We start from the raw sequence: 24,772 nt of genomic DNA, 5'->3' as shown, positions 1-24,772 counted from the left end.
CGGGGGCGAAGGTCTCGATGCGGAGCATCGTGGCCTTTGCACCCGCGCGGCGAGGTGCCGTGCCGAGTGCCCCGCAGTAGGCGCGGAATCACCGGCCATGCCCTCGGCCGTCCGGAGTCAGCGCATCACGACCACACGCGTCCCGCCGGCCGCGAAGGACCAGATCGCGACCGACATCGAGGCCGAGACCCGGATGCAGCCGTGCGAGGCGCGGTAGTTCGTCCCGAGCAGCCAGTCGGCGTGGATCTGCTGCCCGTTCGACTTGTACGTCGGGATCTGGTGGAACCCGATGCCGCACGGTGCGAACCGGACGAAATGGTTCAGGTAGAGCCGTCCGCCGTCGGTGTTCCGCAGTACCCGGGCCGCCCGCCCGCACTTCGAGCCGCTCGTGTACGTGCCGGCCCTCAGGTACGTCGGGTTGTCGATGATCCCGCCCTGCCGGACCACCTTGCCGCGGCCATCGATCAGCCACACCCAGTTCTGCGTCTGGCTGACGACGATCCGGCGCCCGGTCCCCGACCGGCCCGGTACCGCGCGGACGTCGCAGCGTTTCGCGGTCGAGGCCATCAGCCGGGAGTACGTCGTACTGTTCAGCGACCCGGTCTGGCTCAGGACGTTGGCGGACTGGAACCGGACCGTGGCGGCCTGGGTCATCGCACCGGCCTTGCCGTCGACCGGACCGGAGGCACAGCCGAGCTTGTTCAGCCGGGTCTGGGCCGCCTTCACCTGAGACACCGTGATCGCCTCGGCCGGCGCCGTCGTACCGAGCGCGATCACCGTGATCGCCGCGGTCGCGAGGCCGAGTTTCGGAAGAATTCGCATACCGTTCACCCCCATGCTCATGGGCGCGAGACCGCGCCCACTGCTCCCTGTTCCGTGGGACGCCCAACGGCCGCAAAAGGTTGCGTCGTGTCAGCGGACTATTCCGGTGACATTCATGACCTCCTCGTAGGACCTTTCACACCGCTAGACTTCGGGGGGTGATCTTCAAGCGTGTCGGGGACGACAAGCCGTACCCGGACCATGGGCTGCGGCCGAAGGACTGGTCTTCGCTGCCGCCCAGGCAGGTGCGGCTGGACGAACTCGTCACGACGAAGGGCACCTTGGACCTCAACGCGCTGCTCGACGAGGACTCGACCTTCTACGGCGATCTGTTCGCGCACGTCGTGGAGTGGAAGGGCGACATGTACCTCGAGGACGGCCTGCACCGCGCGCTCCGGGCCGCGTTGCAGCAGCGTCAGGTCCTGCACGCACGGGTACTGGTAGTGGACTGACCAATGGCTGCCGCTCACGGGGGGTGGAGCAAATGACAGCGATCCATCCGCAACCGAGACCGCATTCGCGGATCCGGTGGCGTACGCCGATCACGATGGTGATCCTGCTGGGGATCCTCGTCGGTGGGGGCTGGTGGGGCTGGAACTCGCTCGTGAACAGCAGCGCCGAGCCGACCTGCACCGAGCAGAAGCTGGCGAACAACCGGCTGGTCCCGAAGCAGGTCGTGCTGAACGTCTACAACGGCGGCGCCCGCGCGGGCTCGGCCGGCCGGGTGGCCGACGCGCTGAAGCAGCGCGGGTTCAACATCGACAAGATCGCGAACGAACCCAAGGGCGACAAGGTCGACGTGGTGGCACTGCGCGGTGCCGCCGCGAACGCGCCGGAGATGCTCCTGGTCGCGGGTCAGCTGAACCAGAAGGCCGTGATGATCGCCGACGGCCGCACCGACCACACCGTCGACCTGGTCATCGGCGCCGGCTTCGGCTCCGTGAAGCTCAAGGGCATCCCGTCCGTCACCGTCGCCCCCGGCACCACGGTCTGCCTTCCGGTCATCCACACCCCGAAGCCGATCCCGTCGGGGCAGAACCCCAACTGACTCGTCCGGCCGCGGTCAGAAGATGAAGAACCCGGTGACCGCGGTCGGGAGGATGCCCGGCAGCAGCCAGGCCGAGACCAGTCTGCGCCGATGGATGGCGAGGATGCCGGCCGCGGTCAGCACACCGATCACGCCGGACATCAGCCACAGGCCGACGCCCTTGCCGAAGGTGTCGCCGGCGACACCGATGCTGTAGACGGCCAGCGTGACGGCGGGAACGCTGCCGACGTGGAAGAGCACGGCGGAGACCACCCAGCGCTGCACGGTCTCGATGTTCATCGGCCGCGGGGTCCGGCGGCGGATCGCTGGCATCCTCACTCCCTCACTGACTTATCGCACTAATAGTTAGTGTACATAATGTTGCTACACTAACCGCATGGCAGGGACGAAGATCACGCCGCCGGACAACCCCCTCGCGCTGGAGCACCAGGTCTGCTTCGGTCTCGCGGTCGCCGCGCGGACCGTCATCGCGCTCTACCGCCCGGTGCTGGAGCCGATGGGCCTGACCCACCCGCAGTACCTGGTGATGCTCGCGCTCTGGGAGTTCGAGCCGGTCTCGGTCAAGGACCTGTCCGGGATGCTGCAGCTCGAGCCCGCGACGCTGTCGCCGCTGCTCAAGCGCCTCGAAGCGGCCGGCCTGCTGCGCCGCGACCGTTCCAGAGCCGACGAACGCTCCCTCGCCGTGGCGCTCACCGACAAGGGCCGGGCACTGCGCGACCAAGCACTCGAGGTGCCGCCGGCGATCGTCGAGCGGCTGGGCATGGACGTCGACGAACTGATGGACCTGCACGCCCGTCTCACCAAGGTGATCGCCGCGGCCACCCGCACCTAGCTCTGTTCGCGGCCGCGCTCGCCGAACCAGCCGGCCAGGCGACCGGCTCGGGAGACGGCGCGGAGGCGGCGTACGGCCTGTTCACGGACCGGGCTGGGCGCGACCACGAGCAGGTTGTCGGCGGCCCGGAGCACGGTGCGACGGTCCGGGACGAACGCTCGTTCGCCACGGATCACCAGCGCGACCGAGACACCGGCCGGTAGCCGCAACTCGGCGATCTCGACCCCGGCCAGCCGGGACTCGCTCGGGACGTACACCTGGAGCATGTCCGCACCGAGTGACTCCAGCGGCGCCACGTCGATGTCCACCTCGTGCGCGGCGTTCTCGTCGAGGACCTTCAGCCGCTTCGCCAGCCACGGCAGCGACGGCCCCTGCAGCAGCGTGAACAGCAGCACCAGCACGAACACCACATCGAAGATCCGCCCCGCCTGCGGCACACCCTCGGCCAGCGGGATGGTCGCGAGCACGATCGGCACCGCACCCCGCAGACCCGCCCACGAGATGAACGTCCGCTCCCGCCACGGCAACCGGAACGGCGCCGCCGAGATCGCCACCGAGGCGAACCGCCCGACGACCGTCACCGCGACCCCGATCACCAGTGCGACCAGTACGTCGTTCAGCTCGAAGTCCCCTGGCGACGCCAGCAGCCCGAGCATCACGAACAACCCGATCTGCGCGAGCCAGGCGATCCCGTCGACGAAGGACCGGGTCGCCATCCGGTGCGGCAGCTCCGCCCGTCCCAGCACCAGCGACGTCACGTACACGGCCGCGAACCCCGACACGTGGAGCAGCACCGAGCCACCGGCGTACGAGATGAAGGCCACGGAGAGCACCGCGAGCGGGTACAGGCCGGCGGAGCCGAGCGCCATCCGGCGGATCAGCCCGACGCTCACCCACCCGATCAGCAGCCCGAACAGCGCGCCGACGACCAGCTCGTAGACGACCAGGCCGCTGAACCACAGCAGGCCCTTCTCGCCGACCTCGCCGGTGCTCACGAGTGTGACCAGCAGCACGGTCGGAGCGTCGTTCAGGCCGGATTCCGCCTCGAGCGCGCCCCGCAGCCGCGGCCGGATCGGCACCCGTCTGAGCACCGAGAACACGGCCGCCGCGTCCGTCGGCGACGTCACGGCCCCGAGCAGCACCGACAGCTGCCAGCTCAGCCCCAGCACGAAATGCGCCACACAGGCGACGACACCGACACTGACCGCGACTCCTACCGTCGCGAGCACCAGCCCGAGCGGCATCACCGGCCGTACTTCGTTCCACCGGGTCGTCAGACCGCCCTCGGTGAGGATCACGACCAGCGCCGCGAACCCGAGCGCGTGCGCCAGTTGCGCGTCCTCGAAGTGGATGTGCCCCGGGCCCGACTCCCCCAGGAGCAGCCCCATCCCGAGGTAGATCAGCAGCGACGGGAGCCCGAGCCGCGCGGAGAACCGCACCGCGACCACGGCGACCAGCAGAACCGCCGCACCGCCCAGCAGGATCCGGTCGAGCTCCGCAACATCCATAGGGGCCCTCTCGTCGAGCGTCCCGAGTCAGGTCCAGAGAGACGAAGACCCTGACGCATCACACAGCATCAGGGTCTCCGGCCTATCTGGCCGCCCCGGAGGGCGAATGGCGGTGGCGGAGGGATTTGAACCCTCGGACGGGGGTTGCCCGTCACGCGCTTTCGAGGCGCGCTCCTTCGGCCGCTCGGACACGCCACCGCCGAGGACAATATCAAGGTCTGTGGCCGATGAAGAAATCGCGCAGCCGCGCACCGGCCTCGTCGGCCATCACACCGCCGATCACCTCGGGCCGGTGGTTGAGCCGACGGTCCCGTACGACGTCCCACAGCGACCCCACCGCGCCGGCCTTCTCGTCGTACGCCGCGAAGATCAGCCGGTCCAGCCGGGACAGCACGATCGCCCCCGCGCACATCGTGCACGGCTCCAGCGTGACCACCAGCGTGCACCCGGTCAGCCGCCACTCGCCGACCTTCCGGGCCGCGTCGCGGATCGCGAGCACCTCCGCGTGCGCGGTCGGATCGCCGGTCGCCTCCCGCTCGTTGTGCCCGCGCCCGATGATCTCGCCGGCCTCGTCCACCACGAGCGCCCCGATCGGTACGTCGGGCAACGCCCGCTCGGCCTCCTCGAGGGCCAGCGTCATCAACCGCGACCACGCCTGCCGCAGGATCGGGCTAGCCAACGGCTTCGATCGCGTCGTGGAACTGGTTGCCGAAGCCAAGCGTCTCGGCGATCTCCTCGAGCATCTCGTACGGGTAGAGATCGACGTCGTCGCAGAGCGCGCCGAGATCCATCGCGGCCATCCCGAGGTCCGCGACGATCGCCAGGTCGCCGGCCGGCACCTGCTCGTCGTCGTCATCGGCCAGCGGGATGTCCAACTCGTCCACGACCTGCCGGGCCAGCGGCCACTCGGTCGCGGCGGTCACGTCGGAGATCAGCAGCCGGGCGCGGCCGCCGAGCACCCTGACCAGGACGAAGAAGTCCTCGTCGACCGACACCAGGCCGAGCACCCCGGCCTCACCGGGATACCGGCGGAGCGCGGACACCAGCGTGGACAGATCGGGCTCACCGCGCAGTACCAGCGGCGTGACGGTCCAGTTCCCGTCCTCGGTGTACGCAGCGACCGCGAAGTCCAGGTCGGTAACCGTGGCATCAGACACCGCATCATCGTCCCAGACCTGCGGCGTCCCGGCGATCTCAAGCCGATATCAGATCCACCAACACCGGTCAACGCTCAGTGATGGTACGTCGCTCTGCGCATCGCCTCACGCAGCTGCCGGACCCGGGCCCGGCGGGGCGCGATCCGGTCGCGGAGGGCGCGTGCTTCGTCCAGCTCACGCAGAAAGGCGGCACGGCGCCGCAGCCGCTCGAGCTGTTCGGGCGTCTTCTCGGTCATCGAACTACTCCCTGGTGGGCGAACAGGGCAGAATCCAATGCAGTTTCCAGTCTGGCAGCGAGCGCGCCTTCCCGCCGCGAATCGCCGAGAGGGCGTCTGAGAACGCAGGGTTCTCAGACGCCCTCTCAGGTACCGTTCGGCCTTATGCAGATCCTCGTCGTGGACCACCCGCTCGTCGCCCACAAGCTCACCGCGCTGCGCGACGAGCACACGGACTCACCTACGTTCCGGCGGCTGACCGAGGAACTCGTCACGCTGCTCGCCTACGAGGCGACCCGGGACGTGCGCACCGGTCCGGTCACGGTGCAGACCCCGGTCGCGGAGGCGCAGGGCGTGAAGCTCACCGCCCCGAAGCCGCTCGTCGTCCCGATCCTGCGCGCCGGCCTCGGCATGCTCGAGGGCATGACCCGGCTGCTTCCCACCGCGGAGGTCGGCTTCCTCGGCATGGTCCGGAACGAGGAGACCCTGACCGCGTCGACGTACGCCGAACGCCTCCCCGACGACCTGTCCGGACGCCAGTGCTACGTCCTCGACCCGATGCTCGCCACCGGCGGCACCCTCGCCGCCGCCATCCAGTTCCTGGTGGACCGCGGCGCCGACCACATCACCGCGATCTGCCTCCTGGCCGCCCCCGAAGGCGTCAAACGCGTCGAGAACGAACTGACCCACCTCGACGTACCGTGCAACCTCGTCATCGCCGGCATGGACTCCCACCTGAACGAAAGAGGCTACATAGTCCCCGGCCTGGGCGACGCCGGCGACCGCCTGTACGGCGTAGCCCAGTAATCGCCCCGGTCGTGGTGGCGGGATGGTCAGTTGAGGGCTGATTCGGTGAGGTCGGCCAGGGCGGCGTCCGGGGCGGTCGCTCGGAGGGCTTGCAGGATGGCGCGCAGGTTCCCGGCGACGCGGGCGATCGCGGCCGGTGCGCCGTCGATGATGCACTGCACGTTTCCGTTGCAGGAGGCAACGAAGGCGTTGGCGTCGTTGCCCCACAGTGAGATCGTGATCAGGTCGGCCGCGTTCCACGGGCACTGACCCGTGACGAAGGTTTCGGTCGTCTCGCCGGGGCGCTGGAATCCGCACGCCAGCGAGTCGCCCAGTGCGAGGTGGTACGTCAGGTGAGCTCGTTGCGGTAGAAGAGGTTGGCGCGGCGGTCGCCGGCGACGCCGGAGGCGAAACCGAAGTACAGACGAGCCGTCGCGTCGGTGGAGCCGTAGACGGCCATACCTTCGGCTTCGCGATAGGTCAGGCTCCACCCCGCCAGCGTGCGGAACGAGTCGACGAGCTGACCGGCGTTGATGTCGTAGCACCACAGTTTCGACGTCACGTCGTCCTGATTCGGGCTGCCCGGATAGGCGTTGCCTTCCCACAGGTAGACGTACGAGCCGTACAGCGCCCATCCCTGGAAGGCGACTCCGGACGTCAGCGCAGGCTGCTTGAACGACGCGAGCACGGTCGAGAAGTCCCCGGCCCGTGCCGCAGCCAGCGAGTACACGTTGATGTGCATCCCGTCCGACAGCGCATACCGCACCCCGAGCCGGCCGTACCGCTGGTCGACCGCAGGCGTGAACACAGTGCCGTTCGCAACCGGCTTCCACTTGGTGACCGACGTGGACGTCAGCGTCGTACCGTTCCGCCACGGGAAGCGGGTGATCTGCCGCCCGCGCCCGTTGGCCGTGTCCACATCGGTTTCCGTCCAGATGTACGTCGTACTTCCGACGGCCTCCGCACCGATCGACACCGCATGACCGAACCCGGTCAGGTACATGTGCCCGAGGATGGCGCCCGTGTCGATGCTCAGTTGGGTCAGAGTCAGGTTGCCGCTGTTGGCCGACGAACCGGCACGCACCTGGCCGGTGAAGAGCCGGTTGTTCGGGGTGTCGAACGCGAACGACTGCATGACGGTCACATCCTGCAGCGGTTTGCTGCGGAAGATCTCGCCACCGGCTCCGCCCATGACGAAGCGCTTGGAGGTTGGGAGGGACAGGGTCCGGGCGGTGGCCGCGGGTACGCCGAGGGTGCCGGCGGCAACCACTGCGCCGGCTCCGGTCAGCAATCCACGACGGGACAAATTGTCCATGGGTCAGACCAATCTGTTGCGATAGAACAGGTTCGCGCGACGGTCGCGCGTCACGCCGGAGGCGAAGCCGAAGCAGAGTTGCGGGCAGCCGCGCCGGTCGACGTACACCCCGACACCCTCGGCTTCGCGGTAGACCAGGTCGGCGCCGTCCACGATCTTCACGGACTCGACAACCTCGCCCTTGACGATGTCGTACGTCCAGAGCCGCGACGTCGCCACCGCGGGGTCGGGCGTACCGGCGTACGCCTCGCCTTCCCACAGATAGACGTACGAGCCGTACAGCGCCCAGCCCTGGAAGTCGATACCCGCGGTCATCGCGGGCTGTTTGAACGATGCGAGCACCCGCGAGAAGTCCCCGGCGCGCGCCGCGGCCAGCGAGTACACGTTGATGTGGAACCCGTCCGCCAGCGTGTGCCGGATGCCGATCCGGCCGTGCCGCTGATCCACGGACGGCGTGAACACGGCGCCGTCGGCGACCGGCTTCCAACTGCGCAGTCCCGGGGAGTCCTTCGTCAGCGTCGCGCCGTCCTGCCACCGGAAACGGGCGATCTGCCGGCCGCGCGCGTTCGCCGTGTCGACGTCGGTCTCGGTCCAGAGGTACGTCGTACGCCCGACGGTCTCCGCGCCGATCGAGACCGCGTGGCCGAACCCGCTCAGGTACATGTGCCCGACGACGTCGCCGGCGAGCGTGAGCTGGGTCAGCGTGAGATCACCACTGGTAGCAGGCGATCCGGCCCGCAGCTGCCCCGCGAAGAGCCGCTGGTTCGCGCTGTCGAAGGCGATCGACTGCATGACCGTCACGTCCGCCAGCGGCTTGCCGCGGAACACCTCGCCACCCGGCCCGTCGAGCGCGAACCGCCGGGTGGGCGTCAAGGTCGACGGACTGGCGGCGGCCGGCAGGGCTCCACCGACAACCACAGCGGCGGCACCAGCGAACAACCCACGGCGGGAAAGATTCCTCATAGCGCCCGACCGTAAGCGGTTTACCGCGAACTGTCATCAGTTCGCGCATATTTTTCTGCTAACTAACCACCAGATAGTGTTAGAACGCGTACGGGTACGGCGACCAGTCCGGCGACCGCTTCTCCAGGAACGCGTCGCGCCCCTCGGCGGCCTCGTCGGTGCCGTAGGCGAGCCGCGTCGCCTCGCCGGCGAACAGCTGCTGCCCGACGAGACCGTCGTCGATCAGGTTGAACGCGTACTTCAGCATCCGCTGCGCGGTCGGCGACTTCGCGCAGATCTTCCGGCCCCACTCCAGCGCCACGGCCTCGAGCTCGGCGTGCGGAACGACCTTGTTGACCATGCCCATCCGGTACGCGTCCTCGGCGGAGTACTCGTCACCGAGGAAGAAGATCTCGCGGGCGAACTTCTGCCCGACCTGCCGGGCCAGGTACGCCGACCCGAACCCGCCGTCGAACGACGCCACGTCCGCGTCCGTCTGCTTGAACCGCGCGTGCTCCGCGGACGCCAGCGTGAGGTCTGCCACCACATGCAGACTGTGCCCGCCACCCGCGGCCCAGCCGGGGACGACACAGATCACGACCTTCGACATGAAGCGGATCAGCCGCTGGACTTCGAGAATGTGCAGCCGGCCCGCACGCGCCGGGTCGATCGAGTCGGCCGTCGTACCCTCGGCGTACTTGTACCCGTCCTTGCCGCGGATCCGCTGGTCGCCGCCGGAGCAGAACGCCCAGCCGCCGTCCTTCGGCGACGGACCGTTGCCGGTCAGCAGGACGCAGCCGACGTCCGTGGACATCCGGGCGTGGTCGAGCACGCGGTACAGCTCGTCGACGGTCTGCGGCCGGAACGCGTTGCGCACCTCGGGCCGGTTGAACGCGATCCGCACCACACCGGCGTCGACCGCGCGGTGGTACGTGATGTCGGTCAGCTCGAAGCCGTCCACTTGCTTCCAGGCCGACGGGTCGAAGATCTCGGAGACGGTCACCCGTCGAGCATATTTCAGCCGCGGGCGGTGCTCTCCCGCAGCACTACTTCAGCCTTGAACGTCTCGGTCGTCGCGTCGCCGCCCTCGATCGCGAGCTCCAGCGCCCGGCGGCCCATCTGCTCCAGCGGCAGCCGTACGGTCGTCAGTCCCGGCCACACGTCGCGCAGCGTCGCGATGTCGTCGAACCCGGCGACACCGAGCCGGCCCGGTACGTCGACACCGCGTGCCCGCAACGCCGACATCGCGCCGACCGCCATCACGTCGTTCACCGCGAACACGCAGTCCACATCGGCCTGGCGATCGAGCAGCTGCTCCGCGGCGGCGTACCCACCGTCGCGTGTGAAATCACCGGCCACGACCGCTACCGGTTGCAGCCCCGCCTCGGCCAGTCCGGCGACGAACCCGTCGCGCCGATCGCGTGCCGTCGCAAGGGTTTCCGGCCCACCGAGTACGGCGAACTTGCGCCAGCCGAGACCGACCAGCTCGCGGGCCAGATCCGCCGACCCCGAACGGTTGTCCGGTTCAACGGTGTGCGCCGGCATCCCGGACTGACTGACCAGCGCGAGACCCGCGCCGGAGTTGAGGAAGGTCTCCACCTCGGTCGCCGTCCGCGCCAGGCTCTCGCTGTCGGTCCGCCGGCTGCCGATCATCACCGCGGCCCGGGCTCGTTGCGCGCGCAACGACGACAGGTAGGCGATCTCGCGGTCGGAGTCACGGAACGTGCTGGCCATCATCACCAGCAGGTTGCGCTCGTCCGCGGCCCGCATCACGCCGTTCGCGATCGCGGCGAAGTACGGGTCCTCGATGTCGTGGACCAGGATGCCGACCACGTTCGTCGACGACTTGGCCAGCGCCTGCGCCTGCGCGTTCGGCGTGTAGCCGAGCTCGTCGGCGGCGGCCTTGACCCGTTCCTGCAACTCCGGACGGGGCACGCGGTCCCCGCCGTTCAGCACACGGGAGGCGGTCGCGACCGACACGCCCGCGCGCTGTGCCACGTCCAGCAATGTCACCGGTGCTCGCAGATTCACTGGCCTACCCTTTCGTGCGTCCCCCCGGGGGCGGTGGCGGTCACCCTACCGAATCCCCCGTTCTCACGCTGAGTATCGGGCAGGTCGCTGCCAATCCGGTCAGAACCTGGCTTTGCGGCGCGGGAGTGACTAGCCTTCCCAGCCATGAGGACCGTCCACGCCAGGGTGACGATCCTGGTCTCGTCCGTCGTGCTCAGCCTGACGACCCTCACCGGTCCGGCCATGGCCTCGCCGATCCCGGACGGACCCTGGACGCCGGCCCCGGCTGCTCCCAGTGTGCCGCAGCACGTCGACACGCGCACCAAGAGCACGCAGCCGGTCTACGACTACGCGAACGCGATCCGTGAGTCGGTGTACGTCGACACCACGATGGACACCGACTCCGACGGCCAGGACGACGTGATCGCGGTCGACATCGTCCGGCCGAGCGAGACCGTCCTCACCGGTACGAAGATCCCGGTCATCATGGACGCCTCGCCGTACTACTCCTGCTGCGGTCGCGGCAACGAGAGCGAGAAGAAGACGTACGACGGCGACGGCGTGATCCGCAAGATGCCGTTGTTCTACGACAACTACTTCGTCCCCCGCGGCTACGCGATGGTCGGCGTGGACATCGTCGGCACCGGCCGCTCCACCGGCTGCGGTGACGTCGGCGGCCGCGACGAGATCCAGTCGGTCGTCGACGTGATCGACTGGCTGAACGGGCGCAACACCGCGCACACCGCCGACGGTCAACCCGTGAAGGCGTCCTGGACGACCGGCGCGGTCGGCATGATCGGCAAGTCGTACGACGGAACGCTCGCGAACGGCGTCGCGGCGACCGGGGTGAAGGGCCTGAAGACGATCGTGCCGATCTCGGCGATCTCGTCGTGGTACGACTACACCCGGTCCGGCGGCGTACCGTACTCGGACGACTACATGCCCTGGCTGGGCGGGTACGTCGGTCACGACAGCGCCGCTTGCGACGAGGTCCGCGGCGAACTCGGCGACAACGACGATGACGACACCGGCAACTACACGTCGTTCTGGGCCGAGCGCGACTACACGAAGAACGTGTCGAAGGTGAAGGCCTCGGTCTTCATGACGCACGGCCTCAGCGACTACAACGTGCAGACCAACCACTTCTCCCAGTGGTGGTCGGCGCTGTCGCGGAACAACGTGCCGCGCAAGCTGTGGCTGGGTCTCGAGGACCACGTGGACCCGTTCGAGTTCCGGCGCGACGAGTGGGTGGACGAACTGCACAAGTGGTTCGACTACTGGCTGCAGGGCCTGCAGAACGGCGTGATGAAGGAACCGATGGTCTCGGTCGAGACGACTCCCGACGTGTGGCGCGACTACAAGACCTGGCCGGCTGTGAACCGTCCGGTGTCGGTACCGCTGTCGGTCGGCAAACTAGGTGCCGCGGGCAAGGGTTCGCTGATGGTCACGGACGATCCCGAGCTGACCGAGGACGACATCGTCGCGGACCCGTCGGAGGTGATCGCGGGACGGCAGATGTTCCTGTCCGCACCGCTGACCGCACCGTTGCGGATCAGCGGTACGCCGTCGGTCACGCTCCGGCTGAAGTCCGACTCGCCGACGACACCGGTGACCGCGCGCCTCATCGAGTACGGCGACGCGGCCCGGTACTCCGGCGTCCGCCGTACCGACGACAGCACCTGTGAAGGCTCGAGCACCGACTACGACGACAGCTGCTACTACACCGTCGACAAGGTCACCACCCAGAGCGATCACGGCATCGTCAGCCGCGGCTGGATCGACGCCGCCCACAGCAAGTCCCTGTCGAAGCCGGCCCCGCTCAAGCCCGGCCAGTGGACCACCGTCAACGTCCCCCTCCGCGCCCAGGACCAGATCATCCCCAAGGGCCGCATCGTCGGACTGGCCATCACCCTGTCCGACACCGAATGGACCAGCCCCAACACCACCGGCGCCACCATCGACATCGACCTGGCCGGCAGCAAACTCAACATCCCCATCTCCTCCGGCAAACTGGCCGCCCCAACCCAAATCCCCGCCATCAACGTCCAAATCAAAACCCCCACCCAACGCCCCAACCTCCACGACCCGAAGAACTGACCCCGCCCCGCCGAGTCGTGAATATCGGCTGTGAAAACCAGCCGCAATCCACGACTCGATGAATGGGTCGGGAACCAATCGCCACGACTGGGCGAGGCTGTGGACAACGGCCGTCGTGGGGTCGGGGAAATCGGGACAATGATGCGGTGTTGTTCACGGTGGCGGATGCCCAGGCGTCCGGGATCTCGCGGGGCGTGCTGCGCGGCACGCAGTACCGGCGGGTGCTGGGTTCTGTGTACGTCGACGGGAAGGTCCCCGTCACGCCCCGGTTGCAGGCCGAGGCCGCGCTGCTACTGACACCCGAGGCGGTGGCGAGTCACCAGACCGCACTGAGTCTGTGGACCGCGAACGACCACCCCGACGACGTCGTACATGTGACGGTCCAGCGCGATCCGCATCGGAACCTTCCGCGGGTGAACGGTCTGCGCGTCCACGAAGTACAGCACCTCGACCGGGCGGTGCGAGACGGACTCCCGCTGACTCCACCTGAGCGAACATTCCTCGACCTGGCGCCGCCGGGGGGCTGGCTGGCGAAACCGGATCTCAGCTATCCCCAGATCAAGCTGGCGATCGAGTACGACGGGCGGCACCATCTCGTGGATGCCCGGCAATGGCGCCAGGACATCCGCCGCCGCGAGAACCTCGAACGCGAAGGCTGGTTGGTGCGGGTCTTTACCGCCTACGACGTCCTGAACATCCCCCACACCGTCGTCGCCTGCATCGCCGAGGACCTCCACACCCGCCACCACCCCCGGCTCGCCGCCTGACCCACTGCACCTCGCCGAGTCGTGGCGAATGGCTCCAACCCCCAATCTCGAGTCGTGAAGATCGGTTCTCCATCACAACCAAACTCCACGACTCGGCGGGTTAGTTGCCTTCGGCTACGAAGTGCATTGGGTCGCCGGAGGAGAGGTCTTTGATGCCGGCGGTGTGGAAGGCTCCTAGTAGGAGGGATCTGCGGTGGGCGGCGAAGGTTAGGACGTGGGCGACCATGCCGCCGTACGTGAAGACTCTCGGGGGTTCGCAGGTGGTGTCCACGAAGGACTCGTCGAAGCGGCCGTCTTCGTTGAGTTGGTTGACGAGTGCCACGAAGCGGGCTCCGGCGTCGGCGTGGCGGGTGCGGAGTTCGGGGATCGGGGTGACAACCTGGCGGCCGCATTCGGGGACCTGGAAGGGGCGGTCCTCGACGGAGGCCAGCCACATCTCCTCCTGCCAGACCAGGCGGTCCAGGAGGTAGCGGATCGAGATGTCGTCGTCGATCCCTTCGACGGACAGTTCGATCGGCCGGTCCAAGGTGGCGGCGTCCAGGCGGGCGCCGCGTTCGATCAGCTCGCCGGTCAGCCACACGTGGTGCTCGACCATCTTGACAAGTACGTCCATGCCTCTCACCTTTCGACGTGCCGGCGGCCGGAGTCCGGCCGGCGGCTGGAAATGCACTCCACTCGGCGCCGCGAGGAAGAACACCCGCGACGCTTCTCGCCGCCACGCGCGCGGCGACATCCCATAAGCCCTGGCGAACGCCCGCGTGAACGCCTCGTGCGACCCGTACCCGGCCTCGACCGCGACCTCGAGTGCAGTGACATTTAGATGCAGGGGACCGGCTCAGCCAGCAACCGGTACGCCGCCCGCTCCAGCAGCATGCGTAGCACCCGCCGCCGGAACGCGAACGGTGACTCGCCGGCCACCGCACCGATCACCCGGTCGAAGTGGAACCGCGACAGATGCACCCGCCCCGCCAGCCCGGCACCGTCCACCGGGCCGTCGGGACCGCGCAGACCGGCCGCGACCACCGCCACGAATTCCTCGAACACATCCGCCATGCCCACCACTGTGCCCCCACTCACCCGCCGCGCACTTGATCGAAATTGCGGAACGCTCGGACTGGTTTGCGGAGTACTCCGCAATGTGTAGTAGTCTCCTCGGCAGAACACTGGAGGAGGTCGCGATGGATACGAGCCAGCTACTCAAGGGCGTGCTGGATCTCGCGGTGCTGGCCGTGCTGCGGGACGCCGACGGCTACGGGTACGACGTACTCCGCCGGCTGCGCGCCGCGGGACTCGAGGACGTCGCGGACGCCTCCGTGTACGGGACGCTCCGCCGGCTGTTCCAGGCCGGCGCGCTGACGTCGTACGTGCAGCCGAGCGAGGAAGGCCCGCACCGCAAGTACTACGGGCTGAACAAGACCGGCCATGAACTGCTGGCCCGATCGACCAAGACCTGGAATCACTTCGCCGACACGATGTCGGTGCTGCTGGAGGAGGAGGCCGCGTGAACAGCACCCTGACCGGAGCGGTCGCGATCTACCTGACGCAGGTGCGCGCCGAGCTCAGCGACCTGCCGCCTGGTGAACTGGAGGACGTGCTCCAGGACGTCACCGACCACCTGACCGAAGTAGCGGGTGAGTTCGACGACGAGCCGACCTTGAGCGACCTGCAGGTGCGCCTGGGGACGCCGAGGCAGTACGCCGACGAACTGCGGGCCGCGGCCGGCTATCCGGCACGCAGCGAGCCGGTCAGCCAGGACTACCTCGCGTCCGGCTGGAAGGCGCTGCGCTGGGGCCTGATCGCGGGCACGGTCGGACCGTTCTTCGTTGCTGTCAGCATCTTCGCGTGGTCGCACGACGAGACGGCGTTCTTCGGGCTGCTCGGGCTCGGCGTGCTGTTCGTCGCTGCGTTCCTCGGCGTCCGGGCGTTGCACGGCAACGACCCGCGGATCGTCCTGGACACGCCGCGGGGCGCCCAGTGGGCGACGGCAGTCCGCGGCTGGATCGACCAGATCCCGCCGAACGTCCGGCACGAACTGGTGACGATCGGCCAGCCGGTCTGGTGGGTCGCGCGGGGCATGATCGGCGCGGGCGGGTTCTTCGCGCTGTTCGGCGCGGCCTCGGTGACCGTGGTCGGCGCCGTCGCCGGCGCGGCGGTGTCGATCTGGATCGGCCGCCGAACCCAGCAGGACCGGCGGTGGCTGTGGTACGTCGTACCGCTCAACGTCGTCGCGGCGGTCGCGATCCCGTCGTTCCTGGCCGCGGCGTACGTCGGTGCCTCGTTCGGGTTCCTGAACAACTACAACGACTACCGCGGCAGCGCCCGGGGCTACGAGCCGCCGACCAAGGGCGTGGTGGTGGACGGCACCACGGTGTCGAACATCTACCCGTTCGATGCCCAGGGCAAGCAGGTCGCGGTCCGGCTGTACGACCAGGACGGCAACCCGATCAGCATGGAGTTGCAGGACTGCGCGACCAGCTACGGGCAGGCGTCGCGGGACACCACCAGCAACCTGTTCCCGCAGGTCGTGGTCGTCCCCGACGAGAACGGCGACACCAGCCCGGACAACTGCAAGGAGACCACGAAGGCCCCCTTCGTCCCGCCACCCGCCCCCGCCACCCGCACCACATCCCCCACACCAACCGTCGCCCCGACCACCGTCAAGCCGACGGGTACGCCGGGCGTGACGCTCACCGTGCAGCCGACCAGGTGACCCGGCGCGCGGACTAGGGTGACTGACTCGTTGCCCGCCCTGCTCTGTGAGGTATCCGCCCGTGTGGATTCTCGGTGTCGTTGCCGCCGTCGCCATCGCTGTTGTCGCTCTGGTGCTGTGGTGGGCGTCGCGCGGCCCTGACGACGACAACGCCGAGGACTTTGCGGTGGAGCGCAAGTGGGAGTGGGAGGCCCAGCTCACCGTGGAGCAGGAGAAGGCCCTGATGGAGGGCCTGAAGTCCTACCACAAAAGCAAGGACGGCCCGATCTCCGTCCACAGCGAGCACGCCGAGGTCATGCTGTTCGCGCCGCACACCGTCATCTCGCTGTACCTGCTGGCGGACCGATTCGTTGCCCTCGGCCCGGATGCGGTGTCGTACCCGATGAGCTCGGTCGGGAAGCTGCTCGACGAGTGCGCCGACAAGGAGCAGCCCGGCGTACTGCACCTGCGGAACGACTGGTTCCCCGAGGAAGGTGTGGACGGGATGGACACGGCCGCCTTCGCCGACCTGGTGATGGACGTGCTGATGCAGCACTCCGACCGGCGAGTCACCGGCGGATCGTGGAACGGCGACGGTCTGGTCGAGACCTTCGTCCAGGCGGACCCGAACGAGCAGCCCAACCGTGTGGCGGTCGACCTGGCGCGGGTGTTCGAGCAGTACGGCGCCGCTCGGGAGGCGCAGCCGCAGACGTCGCCGATCGACCTGCTGCGGATGATCCTGCCCGGACTGCTGATCTCCGAGGCGCCCGGCGTGCTGTGGATCCGCCCGGCGACCTTCGCCGAGCGGAACATCGTCGCAAACGCCGCAGCGGGTCGCTAGGAACGGACGGACGCGGCGGCGACCCGGCGATACGCGTAGCCCAGGCGTTCGTACACCTTGATCGCGGCCGTGTTCTCGCTGTCCAGCCAGGCCGGACCTCCACCACTCATCAACCCTCCGCTGTGCCGCGGCTGCGGCTCCGGCTGAGCGTGCGGCGAGGACGACGCCTGGGTTTGCTGAGTGGTGCAGGTCCGCGTGTCCATCCAGCCGAAGGCCGCGCCGATCCCGCCGGGACCGAAGCCCTGCGCCGCCCAGATGATCATCGGATCGTCCGCGGCTGCCGTTGCCAGCGCCGCGGGTGTCCGAAGCTCATGCACGTTGGATCGCGTACGGGACGAGGTGGCGATAGCCGCGGACGGCGACGCGGCGGAGGCGGTGGACGGCGTACGACGAGTGGCCGTCGAGGGCTGCGGCGAGTTCGCGGTCGGCGAGGACCCGGCCGGGTTTGCATTCCGTGGTGAGCCGGGCGGCCAGGTTGACCACTTCGCCGTACACGTCGCCGAGCCGGATCAGGATCGTGCCGTACGCGAGCCCGATCCGCAGTTCCGGAAGGTTCTCGTCGGCGTTCACCGCGTCCTGCAGCGCGAGCGCGACGGCGGCGCCCTGCGCGGCGGTGTCGGTCACGAACAGCACCTCGTCGCCCATCGACTTGATCACCCGGCCGCCGTTCAGCGCGACCACGTCGGCGGCCATGCCCTCGAACTTCTCGATCAGCTCGCCGAGCTCGGCCTCGGTCAACCGCCGGGTCAGGCGCGTGTAGCTGACGATGTCCGCGAATCCGACTGCCCGCACCCCACGCGCCAGCTCGTCGGACCCCGCCACCGCCCGCCCGGCCGCCGCGGCCAGGTGCCGCCGCCAGACGTAGGTCTGCAGCCGCTCCATGGCCGGCAGCAACAATCCCGCGACCTCGATCGACTCGTCCGCGGACAGCTTGGACCCGGCGAGGAACTCGACGAACATCGCCGACTGCCACGACGCCAGCCGGGACTGGGTCTGCCCGAGTTTCCGGGCCAGCGACGACTCCATCTCGGCCTCGATGAACCCGTCGTCCTCGAGGGCCGCGACCAGCCGCAACGCCTCGACGTCGTCGTCGGTGAAGGCCACCTCGTCGTCCGGCACGGTCGCGAACCCGAGCGCGTGCCACATCCGCTCGGCACGCTGGATCGAGATCCCCGCCCGCTCGGACACCTGGATCCGGGTGAACTTCCGCTCACCGCCCAGCAACGTCCTCTCGAACTCGCGCTGCAGTCCGGCGAGGTCGACCTGAGGTTCAGGAACCACCGCGGCGCTCGGCGATGGTGGCGTCGATGGCGTTGCGGAAGGCGGGCAGCCGGCGGGTGAGGTCGTCGAACTTCTCCCGGGTGAAGTGCAGCAGCTGCAGCCGCGACTTCGCCGTGACAGTTGCCGTTCGCAACGTGTTCTTCCGGACCGCGACCTCGCCGGCGATATCGCCCGGGCCGAGCTCGGCGATCTCCTGGCCCTTCTCGCGCACCGCCGCCGTACCGCTGAGGATCAGGTACGCCGCGTCCGGGGGCGTCTGCTCCAGGATCAGCGACCAGCCGGCCGGCACCGAGACCTCCTCGCCGGCCCGGAAGATGTCCCGGATGTCGCGTCCGGACAGATCCGCGAACAGCGGCAGGTCCCGTGGGGACGTCCTACCCAGTGCCACGTCGATCCTCCTCGCCGATGTTCCCCGTCGGTAACTCTAACGTACGCGTGCAGCGATCAGCAGGATCGGCGGGCGGCGGCGATGCACGGCGAGTGACGGCTGTGCCACGACCTGTTCGGGGTTCGGCATGGGCTCGTCGAGCCGCTCCACCTGGAAGCCGTGGCGGAGCAGCGTCGCGACGATCGAGCCGATCGTCCGGTGGTACTTGATCACGCCTTCCACGAACCAGGTCCGTTCACGCCGCCCCTCGTCGGCGTAGTCGTCGACCACACAGTCCGCAGCGACCACCGGCGCCGTCACCATCGGGTGCTCCATCGTGAACACCAACCAGCCTCCAGGCACGAGCCACCGCGCGACCCGTGCCACCAGGTCATCGAAGTCCTCGACGTAGTGCAGCGCCATGCTGCTCACGACCAGATCCGCGGTACCAGTTGGTACCTCGAAATCCGCGAGGTCGGCGCGCTCGTAGCGGACCGCGGGGTGCAGCCGCGCCGCCGCGAGCATCTGTTCCGACACATCCACAGCCAGGACCTCAGCCGCGCCGGCCTCGGCCAGCCGAACAGCCAGACCACCTTCACCACAACCGAGATCCACCACCCGCGCTCCGGCGACCGGTGGGAGCGCCGCGTTCATCGCGGGGATCTCCAGCGGCTCGTTGAGCGCCTGCCCTGACTGGCGCAAGCGCCGGTAGCCGTCGAGGAACTCCGGATCGTCGTAGAGCGCGTTCACAGCCAGCGCTCCAGGTCGTGGATGTCGATCATCGGAAGCTCCCAGCGGAGAGCGAACTGTTCGAGGTCCGCGGCGCCGGCCATCACGCCGTCCGCGCGCATCACCTCGCAGCAGACGCCGACCGGGGCGAGACCGGCCGCCTTGCACAGGGCAACGGTCGCCTCGGTGTGGCCTTGACGTTCGGCCAGCAGCCCTGGACGCGCCGCGAGCGGGAACACGTGGCCCGGACGGAGGAAGTCCTCAGGTACCGCATCCGGCGCCGCGAGCCGTCGTACGGTCGCCGCTCGCTCCGCTGCGGACACACCGGTCCCGGGTGCCGACGCGAGGTCGATGGGCACGTGCATCGCCGTGCCCTGCCGGTCGCCCGCGCCGGGGATCGGATCGATCTTCAGCCGGCGCAGTACGTCGGCGTCGCACGGGATCGTGGTGTGGCCGCAGGCCTGGGTCAGCAGGAAGCGCATGGCCTCCGGGCGGAAGCGTTCGCCGGCGAAGACCACGTCGCCTTCGCCTTCCGCGGTCGGATCCCAGACGACGACCCCGCCGCCGGCGGCGATCTGCGCGACCACCTTCTGTACGCCGATCTCGCCGCTGAGCTGCCTCGCCCACGGCAGCCGTGCCACCGCGCGCATCAACTCGGGCCCGTTCCCGTCGCGAGCCATCCGCACCAGCAGGTCGCTCTCGAGGTTGACCCGATCCCCGGCCGCCAGGGCACCCAGCGTCGTCTTCACCAGCGTGTTCGGCACGAGCACGACGGAGAACCGGTCCTTGAGCACCTCTGCGACCGTGATGCTCACGCCGTCGATCGCGACCGACGTCTTCGCCACCAACCGCGCCAGCAACCGCTCCGGCGGCTTGATCCAGACCCGGTGCCCGGCCGGCTCCACGTCGACCCGCAGCACCTTGCCGACGCCCTCGACGTGGCCCTGGATCAGGTGCCCGTCGATCCGGTCGCCGATCGCCACCGGCAGCTCGACGTGCAGCGTCGTACCGACGGCGACCCGGTCCAGCGTCGTACGGCGCCTGGTCTCGTCGGTCACCACCACGCGGATCTCACCGGGCGGACCCGTTTCCGCGGTGAACCTGATCCCGTCGAGACACACCGCGCCACCCGGCGCGACCGCCACGTCCGAGGTCACCCGCAGCAACTCGCCGGGAACCTCCGCGACGGTGCCTACGTGCTCGATACGTCCTGTGAACATGCTTCGCTCTCCACCACTAGCTGATGGCCAGGGACACTCAGTCCGAGCTGAAGCGGGGTATCACCGCGTGGCCCCGGTCGCACCGGGTCACTCCGCCTTCCGGCAGAGCCGACGGGCCTGGCTCAACGTCCAACCGTCACACCGTGGAATCGCACCACTCGGCAGTAAACCACACGCCACCCGTTGACCGTCCCGACAGCCCGCGGTTACGGTCGTTCGGCAATCGATTTCTCGACCCAGCTCTCTGCAACCGCCCGAGGAGCCCCTGATGCGGAAACGATGGTTGCTCGTCCTGCCTGCCCTGATCGGAGCGGCCATCGTGCCTGCCGACCAGTCCCAACCCGCCCGAGCTGTGCCATCACTGACCCCACGCCACCACCCCGGTCAGGCAGCCGTACCGTCGGCCGTCGAGCGGATCGCCAAACTCACCGGTCCGGAGTCGATCAACGACACCGAGGCGCGTTTCGCCCTGAAGGCGACCGATCTCGGCATCCTCTGGGACAACGGATCCGGCGAGATCCTGACCGCGTTCGGCGACAGCTACGGCAGCGGCTGGACCGGACCGGGCGGCGGCGCGGGCGATCAGGCGACGATCGACTGGCGGTGCAACCTGCTGTTCCGCAGCAAGGACCGCGACCTGGCCGACGGGATGACGCTCGACTCGGCCGCCGAGGACCGGCCCGGTCACGCCAAGGAGTTCCTGCCCTGCAAGAAGATCGACCGCGACGAGCACACGGTGATCCCGACCGCGGGCATCTCGGTCGGCAACCGCCAGTACGTGCAGTACATGTCGGTCAACTACTGGGGTCCGGCCGGCAGCTGGTACACGAACTACTCCGGCTTCGCGTACTCCGACGACAACGGCGAGAACTGGACCAAGGATCCGAACGCCCGCTGGCAGAACACGAAGGCCTGGGGCGAAGACTTCCAGATGGTTGCCCTGGTCAAGGACAAGGGCTACGTCTACATGATCGGTACGCCGAACGGCCGGTTCGGCAACGCGCACCTGGCCAGGGTCCCCGAGCAGCAGGTACTGCAGAAGAAGGCCTGGCGGTACTGGGACGGCCGGATCTGGTCACCGCAGGAGTCGGCCGCCGTACCGGTCGCGGCCGGTCCGATCAGCGAGGTGTCGGTGCAGTGGAACGCGTACACCGGCAAGTGGTTGATGATGTACCTCGACGAACGCCGTGCCGCGATCGTGCTGCGCTCCGCGAAGGACCTCACCGGCCCGTGGAGCGGTGAACAGGTCGTTGTCAAAGGCACCGAATACCCGGGCCTGTACGGAGCGTTCATACATCCCTGGTCGTCCGGCCAGGATCTGTACTTCACGATGTCGCAGTGGGATCCGTACAACGTCTACCTGATGCGCACCAAGCTCACCGAGGACGGCCAGACCACCAACCTGGTCACGGATCCCGGCTTCGAGAGCCAAACCAGCGGTACGCCGTCCGCGCCCTGGCAACTGAGCGGCACCGGCGGCATCGACCGCACGAATCTCGGCCACACCGGCACCAACAACGCCTTCGTCCGGGACTCGATCGGCACCCACCAACTGCAGCAAACCGTTGCCGTACGCCCCAACCACCGGTACCGCCTGTCCGCCTGGATCCGGACGGCGGAGTACAACTCCGAAACGATGCTCGGCGTCCGCACGTTGCGCGGGCGCACGATCGCGCAACACACCGGCGGCGCGCACCCGCAGTACACGAAGGTCAGCGTCGACTTCGACTCCGGTCGGGAGTCGTTGATCCAGCTGTACGGCGGATTCTTCGGTCATGGTCACGACGTGTGGCTGCAGCTCGACGACGTCGTACTGGAAGAGCTTTAGGCGGCGCGGCGTCGGCGACGGGTGCGTGTCGTACGGCGCCGTACCGGGCGGCGAGGGCCGACGAGACGAGGGCCGGCCAGGCGGTCCTCGAGACGGCGGGCCTCGCGGCGGATGGGCTGGGCGACGTACTCGCCGAGGATCAGGCCCGAGGCGAGTGCGACGCCGATCGCGACCGCGGTCGTGAGGCTGACGATGCCGATCAGCTGTCCGCCGGCCGTCAGTTCGTAGAGCCCCTTGTAGATCGTCAGACCAGGCAGCAGCGGGATCGAACCGGCGACAACCACGACCAGCGGCGGTACGCCGGTCCGCCGGCCGCTGGAGTAGCCGCACAGACCGACGACGAAGGCAGCGGCAGCCGTTGACCAGGCCGGCCCGAAGGACGCCCTGGTCATCAACGTGAAGATCAGCGAGGCCAGTGCACCCATGACAGCGACCGGCAGCAACGCGCGGAGCGGCGCATACGACGCGTAGGCGAACGCGACGGCCATCACCGCACCGGAGATCACCATGATCGGGAGGTTCGCCAGCTGGATCGTCTGGGGTTCGATGCCGACCTTCAGACCGAACCTCAGACCGAGCCCGAGCCCGAGCGAGACACCGGCGATGATCCCGCCGGTGAGCAGCATCGCCTCCAGGCTCCGCGCGGCGGCGGTCACGTAGTAGCCGGTGATCGCGTCCTGCACGGCACCGGTGAGTGCGATCCCGGCCAGCAGCATGATGATGCCCGCGGCAACGACCAGCGACGGTTTCACCGGCGCGTGCACGGCGTACAGGACCAGGGCGACCGCGGTCGCCACGAACGCTCCGGCGACCTGCTGGTAGAACGCGGGCAGTCGCTGCCGGTTGAACCACCGGTTGTTCAGGTCGATCACGATCGCGGTCAGCACCGCCACCAACGTGATCAGCCAGCCGCCGCCGAGCAGCAGCGTCGCGCCACCGGCCATCACGCCCCAGGCGAGGACCGCGGTCCAGCGCGGGTACGGCGGACCGGCGGACGTCAGCCGGGCGAGTTCCCGGGACGCCTCCTCGCGGGTCACATCGCCGCGGGCGAACCGTCGTACCAGCCGGTCGACGTCGGTCAGCCGGGAGAAGTCCTGGGACCGGTAGCGGACCAGCCGGATGTGCGTCTCGGGCGCGACGTCCGGTGCGGCCTGGTACGAGACCGCCATCGACGTGAACGTGATGTCGACCTCGCAGCCGCGCAGTCCGCCGGCCGCGGTGACACCGAGGATCGTCGCGGTCGCGTCCGCCGTACCGGCGCCGCTGGACAGCAGCACCTCACCGACCCGCAAGGCCAGGTCGATGGTGGCGTAGACCTCCCGCTGCTCGTCAGGCTCCATCTACTGCTCGAGCAGCCGGTGGGCCATCGCGAGGTCGGTGATCAGGATGTTGACCCAGCCGCCGAGCATCGCGGCGCGGATCGCGGAGTACTTGCGGTCGCCGCCGGCCACCCCGATCCGGCGCGGCACCGCCAGCAACTCCTTCGCGGTCACCCCGATGACCCGCTGGTCGAACGTCGAGCGCACGAGCTTTCCCTCTTCGTCGAAGAACCGGAAACACACGTCCCCGACGGCACCGAGCCGGCGCAGCTCGTCCTGGTCGGCCTCCGCGACCGCGTTCCCACTGCGCTGCAGCAGCGGGGAGGGCTCGAGGCTGCCGATCCCGACCAGGGCGTCGGTGAGTTGTCCCCACGTGCCCAGAACGTCCCGAACCGACACGTCGTTCATCATCGCCCGGCGGACGGCGGGCGTCCCGACCAGCCCGGGAGCAGGCAGGTAGACCGGCATCCCACCGGTCAGCTCGGCGAACCGCGCGGTCAGCCGGGTCGCCTGCATCTGCACCGCCGCGTCGCCCAGACCGCCGACGATCTGGACCACCTTGTCCACCACCGGAACGCTCTTGCGCGGCATCCGGTCGACCGCGCTGATCAGCGTCTCGCTCCAGGACGAGATCCCGACCACGTGCCCGCCGGTGAGCGTCATGTCGAGGTACGCCGCCGCGCCGGAGCCCAGCGCGGGCAGTACGTCGTCCCCGACGCCGAGGGTGTCGACGACGACCGCGTCCCGCAGCCCGTACCGGCCCTGCAGCTCGTCCTCGAGGTCGCTGTGCACGCCGCTCGGCATGGTCACCACGGTGTGCACGATGCCGACCTCGACGGCCTGCTTCAGCATCCGGGAGACCCGCGCCTGGGACAGGTTCAGCTCGGCGGCGATCTGCGGCTGGCGGATGCCCTTCTCGTGGTACATCCGCGCCACCTTCGCGAGCAGCCGCAGCTCGTCCAGCCCCGGCTGGCGCACCGCGCGGTTGCTGTTCACGAC

30 protein-coding genes, 1 tRNA gene and 1 pseudogene are annotated in these 24,772 nt (G+C 68.8%); 10 read left to right on the top strand and 22 right to left on the bottom strand.

Annotated elements, in window-relative coordinates:
- Positions 1-117: 117 nt before the first annotated feature.
- A complete protein-coding gene (locus E0H50_RS34535; protein WP_131295205.1) occupies positions 118-822 on the bottom strand; it encodes a L,D-transpeptidase family protein in 705 nt (234 codons plus the stop codon).
- 158 nt (positions 823-980) lie between these two features.
- Between E0H50_RS34535 and E0H50_RS34530 the strand changes: the two genes are divergently transcribed.
- Entirely contained in the window at positions 981-1,274 is a 294-nt protein-coding gene (locus E0H50_RS34530; RefSeq protein WP_130386840.1) for a type II toxin-antitoxin system VapB family antitoxin, read from the top strand.
- 32 nt (positions 1,275-1,306) lie between these two features.
- Positions 1,307-1,870, top strand: coding sequence for a LytR C-terminal domain-containing protein (locus E0H50_RS34525; RefSeq protein ID WP_131295204.1), 564 nt, complete (start codon positions 1,307-1,309; stop codon positions 1,868-1,870).
- A 15-nt stretch (positions 1,871-1,885) separates the two neighbouring features.
- Here the strand turns inward: E0H50_RS34525 and E0H50_RS34520 are convergent, their stop codons facing one another.
- Positions 1,886-2,182 (bottom strand): hypothetical protein, encoded by a 297-nt coding sequence (locus E0H50_RS34520; RefSeq protein WP_131295203.1) that lies wholly within the window; start codon positions 2,180-2,182, stop codon positions 1,886-1,888.
- Between the two features lie 64 nt (positions 2,183-2,246).
- On the opposite strand from E0H50_RS34520, the gene E0H50_RS34515 reads away from it, so the two are divergent.
- The gene (locus E0H50_RS34515; protein ID WP_131295202.1) at positions 2,247-2,702 is read left to right on the top strand and encodes a MarR family winged helix-turn-helix transcriptional regulator; all 456 of its coding nucleotides are present in this window, start codon (positions 2,247-2,249) and stop codon (positions 2,700-2,702) included.
- Here the strand turns inward: E0H50_RS34515 and E0H50_RS34510 are convergent.
- From E0H50_RS34510 to E0H50_RS43225, 5 genes are all read right to left on the bottom strand, one after another.
- A complete protein-coding gene (locus E0H50_RS34510) occupies positions 2,699-4,210 on the bottom strand; it encodes a potassium/proton antiporter (RefSeq protein WP_131295201.1) in 1,512 nt (503 codons plus the stop codon). The genes E0H50_RS34515 and E0H50_RS34510 overlap by 4 nt on opposite strands.
- Positions 4,211-4,317: 107 nt before the next feature.
- Positions 4,318-4,408, bottom strand: a tRNA-Ser gene (locus tag E0H50_RS34505).
- Between the two features lie 13 nt (positions 4,409-4,421).
- Positions 4,422-4,850 carry a nucleoside deaminase gene (locus E0H50_RS34500; RefSeq protein ID WP_131295235.1) on the bottom strand — a complete coding sequence of 143 codons (429 nt, stop codon included), beginning with the start codon at positions 4,848-4,850 and terminating at the stop codon, positions 4,422-4,424.
- A 31-nt stretch (positions 4,851-4,881) separates the two neighbouring features.
- The gene (locus E0H50_RS34495) at positions 4,882-5,367 is read right to left on the bottom strand and encodes a tRNA adenosine deaminase-associated protein (protein WP_131295200.1); all 486 of its coding nucleotides are present in this window, start codon (positions 5,365-5,367) and stop codon (positions 4,882-4,884) included.
- Between the two features lie 74 nt (positions 5,368-5,441).
- Positions 5,442-5,603: a hypothetical protein gene (locus E0H50_RS43225; protein WP_165547398.1), complete on the bottom strand. Its 162-nt coding sequence runs from the start codon at positions 5,601-5,603 to the stop codon at positions 5,442-5,444.
- A gap of 144 nt (positions 5,604-5,747) precedes the next feature.
- On the opposite strand from E0H50_RS43225, the gene upp reads away from it, so the two are divergent.
- Positions 5,748-6,389 (top strand): uracil phosphoribosyltransferase, encoded by a 642-nt coding sequence (upp, locus tag E0H50_RS34490; RefSeq protein WP_131295199.1) that lies wholly within the window; start codon positions 5,748-5,750, stop codon positions 6,387-6,389.
- 26 nt (positions 6,390-6,415) lie between these two features.
- Here upp and E0H50_RS44320 read toward each other — a convergent pair whose 3' ends face one another.
- From E0H50_RS44320 to E0H50_RS34465, 5 genes are all read right to left on the bottom strand, one after another.
- Positions 6,416-6,550 carry a hypothetical protein gene (locus E0H50_RS44320; protein ID WP_272948543.1) on the bottom strand — a complete coding sequence of 45 codons (135 nt, stop codon included), beginning with the start codon at positions 6,548-6,550 and terminating at the stop codon, positions 6,416-6,418.
- Positions 6,551-6,717: 167 nt separating this feature from the next.
- Entirely contained in the window at positions 6,718-7,683 is a 966-nt protein-coding gene (locus tag E0H50_RS34480) for a phage baseplate protein (RefSeq protein ID WP_131295198.1), read from the bottom strand.
- 3 nt (positions 7,684-7,686) lie between these two features.
- A complete protein-coding gene (locus tag E0H50_RS34475; RefSeq protein ID WP_131295197.1) occupies positions 7,687-8,646 on the bottom strand; it encodes a phage baseplate protein in 960 nt (319 codons plus the stop codon).
- Between the two features lie 79 nt (positions 8,647-8,725).
- On the bottom strand, positions 8,726-9,628 hold the full coding sequence (locus tag E0H50_RS34470; RefSeq protein ID WP_131295196.1) for a 1,4-dihydroxy-2-naphthoyl-CoA synthase: 903 nt from the start codon (positions 9,626-9,628) through the stop codon (positions 8,726-8,728).
- Positions 9,629-9,642: 14 nt separating this feature from the next.
- The gene (locus E0H50_RS34465) at positions 9,643-10,656 is read right to left on the bottom strand and encodes a LacI family DNA-binding transcriptional regulator (protein ID WP_131295195.1); all 1,014 of its coding nucleotides are present in this window, start codon (positions 10,654-10,656) and stop codon (positions 9,643-9,645) included.
- A gap of 144 nt (positions 10,657-10,800) precedes the next feature.
- Between E0H50_RS34465 and E0H50_RS34460 the strand changes: the two genes are divergently transcribed.
- Together E0H50_RS34460 and E0H50_RS34455 are read left to right on the top strand one after the other, a co-directional pair.
- Complete coding sequence (locus E0H50_RS34460) at positions 10,801-12,732, top strand: Xaa-Pro dipeptidyl-peptidase (RefSeq protein WP_131295194.1); 1,932 nt, start codon at positions 10,801-10,803, stop codon at positions 12,730-12,732.
- 146 nt (positions 12,733-12,878) lie between these two features.
- Positions 12,879-13,499: a DUF559 domain-containing protein gene (locus E0H50_RS34455; RefSeq protein ID WP_165547397.1), complete on the top strand. Its 621-nt coding sequence runs from the start codon at positions 12,879-12,881 to the stop codon at positions 13,497-13,499.
- Between the two features lie 100 nt (positions 13,500-13,599).
- Here the strand turns inward: E0H50_RS34455 and E0H50_RS34450 are convergent, their stop codons facing one another.
- The 3 genes and pseudogenes from E0H50_RS34450 to E0H50_RS34445 form a co-directional block, all read right to left on the bottom strand.
- Positions 13,600-14,112: a DinB family protein gene (locus E0H50_RS34450; protein ID WP_238151563.1), complete on the bottom strand. Its 513-nt coding sequence runs from the start codon at positions 14,110-14,112 to the stop codon at positions 13,600-13,602.
- Between the two features lie 138 nt (positions 14,113-14,250).
- Positions 14,251-14,325 (bottom strand): annotated as a pseudogene (locus tag E0H50_RS44580) (hypothetical protein); the annotation flags it as partial.
- Positions 14,316-14,552 carry a helix-turn-helix transcriptional regulator gene (locus tag E0H50_RS34445; protein ID WP_131295192.1) on the bottom strand — a complete coding sequence of 79 codons (237 nt, stop codon included), beginning with the start codon at positions 14,550-14,552 and terminating at the stop codon, positions 14,316-14,318. The gene E0H50_RS34445 and the pseudogene E0H50_RS44580, both read right to left, overlap by 10 nt.
- A gap of 125 nt (positions 14,553-14,677) precedes the next feature.
- Between E0H50_RS34445 and E0H50_RS34440 the strand changes: the two genes are divergently transcribed.
- From E0H50_RS34440 to E0H50_RS34430, 3 genes are all read left to right on the top strand, one after another.
- Positions 14,678-15,004: a PadR family transcriptional regulator gene (locus E0H50_RS34440; protein ID WP_131295191.1), complete on the top strand. Its 327-nt coding sequence runs from the start codon at positions 14,678-14,680 to the stop codon at positions 15,002-15,004.
- Positions 15,001-16,209: an HAAS signaling domain-containing protein gene (locus E0H50_RS34435; protein WP_131295190.1), complete on the top strand. Its 1,209-nt coding sequence runs from the start codon at positions 15,001-15,003 to the stop codon at positions 16,207-16,209. Before E0H50_RS34440 ends, E0H50_RS34435 begins: the two co-directional genes overlap by 4 nt.
- 61 nt (positions 16,210-16,270) lie before the next feature.
- The gene (locus E0H50_RS34430) at positions 16,271-17,029 is read left to right on the top strand and encodes a hypothetical protein (RefSeq protein WP_131295189.1); all 759 of its coding nucleotides are present in this window, start codon (positions 16,271-16,273) and stop codon (positions 17,027-17,029) included.
- On the opposite strand, the gene E0H50_RS34425 is transcribed toward E0H50_RS34430, so the two are convergent.
- Genes E0H50_RS34425 through E0H50_RS34405 form a run of 5 tightly spaced genes read right to left on the bottom strand, consistent with a single transcriptional unit; the run spans position 17,026 to position 20,626 of the window.
- Positions 17,026-17,346, bottom strand: coding sequence for a hypothetical protein (locus E0H50_RS34425; protein WP_131295188.1), 321 nt, complete (start codon positions 17,344-17,346; stop codon positions 17,026-17,028). The genes E0H50_RS34430 and E0H50_RS34425 overlap by 4 nt on opposite strands.
- Positions 17,339-18,310 carry an adenylate/guanylate cyclase domain-containing protein gene (locus E0H50_RS34420; protein ID WP_131295187.1) on the bottom strand — a complete coding sequence of 324 codons (972 nt, stop codon included), beginning with the start codon at positions 18,308-18,310 and terminating at the stop codon, positions 17,339-17,341. The genes E0H50_RS34425 and E0H50_RS34420 overlap by 8 nt, the downstream gene beginning before the upstream one ends.
- Positions 18,300-18,698 carry a cyclic nucleotide-binding domain-containing protein gene (locus E0H50_RS34415; protein WP_131295186.1) on the bottom strand — a complete coding sequence of 133 codons (399 nt, stop codon included), beginning with the start codon at positions 18,696-18,698 and terminating at the stop codon, positions 18,300-18,302. The genes E0H50_RS34420 and E0H50_RS34415 overlap by 11 nt, the downstream gene beginning before the upstream one ends.
- 36 nt (positions 18,699-18,734) lie before the next feature.
- The gene (locus E0H50_RS34410; RefSeq protein ID WP_202868463.1) at positions 18,735-19,427 is read right to left on the bottom strand and encodes a class I SAM-dependent methyltransferase; all 693 of its coding nucleotides are present in this window, start codon (positions 19,425-19,427) and stop codon (positions 18,735-18,737) included.
- Complete coding sequence (locus E0H50_RS34405; protein WP_131295185.1) at positions 19,424-20,626, bottom strand: 3,4-dihydroxy-2-butanone-4-phosphate synthase; 1,203 nt, start codon at positions 20,624-20,626, stop codon at positions 19,424-19,426. Before E0H50_RS34405 ends, E0H50_RS34410 begins: the two co-directional genes overlap by 4 nt.
- 268 nt (positions 20,627-20,894) lie before the next feature.
- Between E0H50_RS34405 and E0H50_RS34400 the strand changes: the two genes are divergently transcribed.
- Positions 20,895-22,454, top strand: a complete 1,560-nt coding sequence (locus E0H50_RS34400; protein ID WP_131295184.1) for a DUF4185 domain-containing protein — start codon at positions 20,895-20,897, stop codon at positions 22,452-22,454.
- Here the strand turns inward: E0H50_RS34400 and E0H50_RS34395 are convergent.
- A complete protein-coding gene (locus E0H50_RS34395; protein WP_131295183.1) occupies positions 22,451-23,794 on the bottom strand; it encodes a threonine/serine exporter family protein in 1,344 nt (447 codons plus the stop codon). The genes E0H50_RS34400 and E0H50_RS34395 overlap by 4 nt on opposite strands.
- Entirely contained in the window at positions 23,795-24,769 is a 975-nt protein-coding gene (locus tag E0H50_RS34390; protein WP_202868462.1) for a sugar-binding transcriptional regulator, read from the bottom strand.
- Between the last annotated feature and the right edge of the window lie 3 nt (positions 24,770-24,772).

The organism is Kribbella sindirgiensis (assembly GCF_004331435.1).
In the GTDB taxonomy this organism is placed as follows: Bacteria; Actinomycetota; Actinomycetes; order Propionibacteriales; family Kribbellaceae; genus Kribbella; species Kribbella sindirgiensis.
This window is presented reverse-complemented; position numbering and strand designations above follow the sequence as displayed.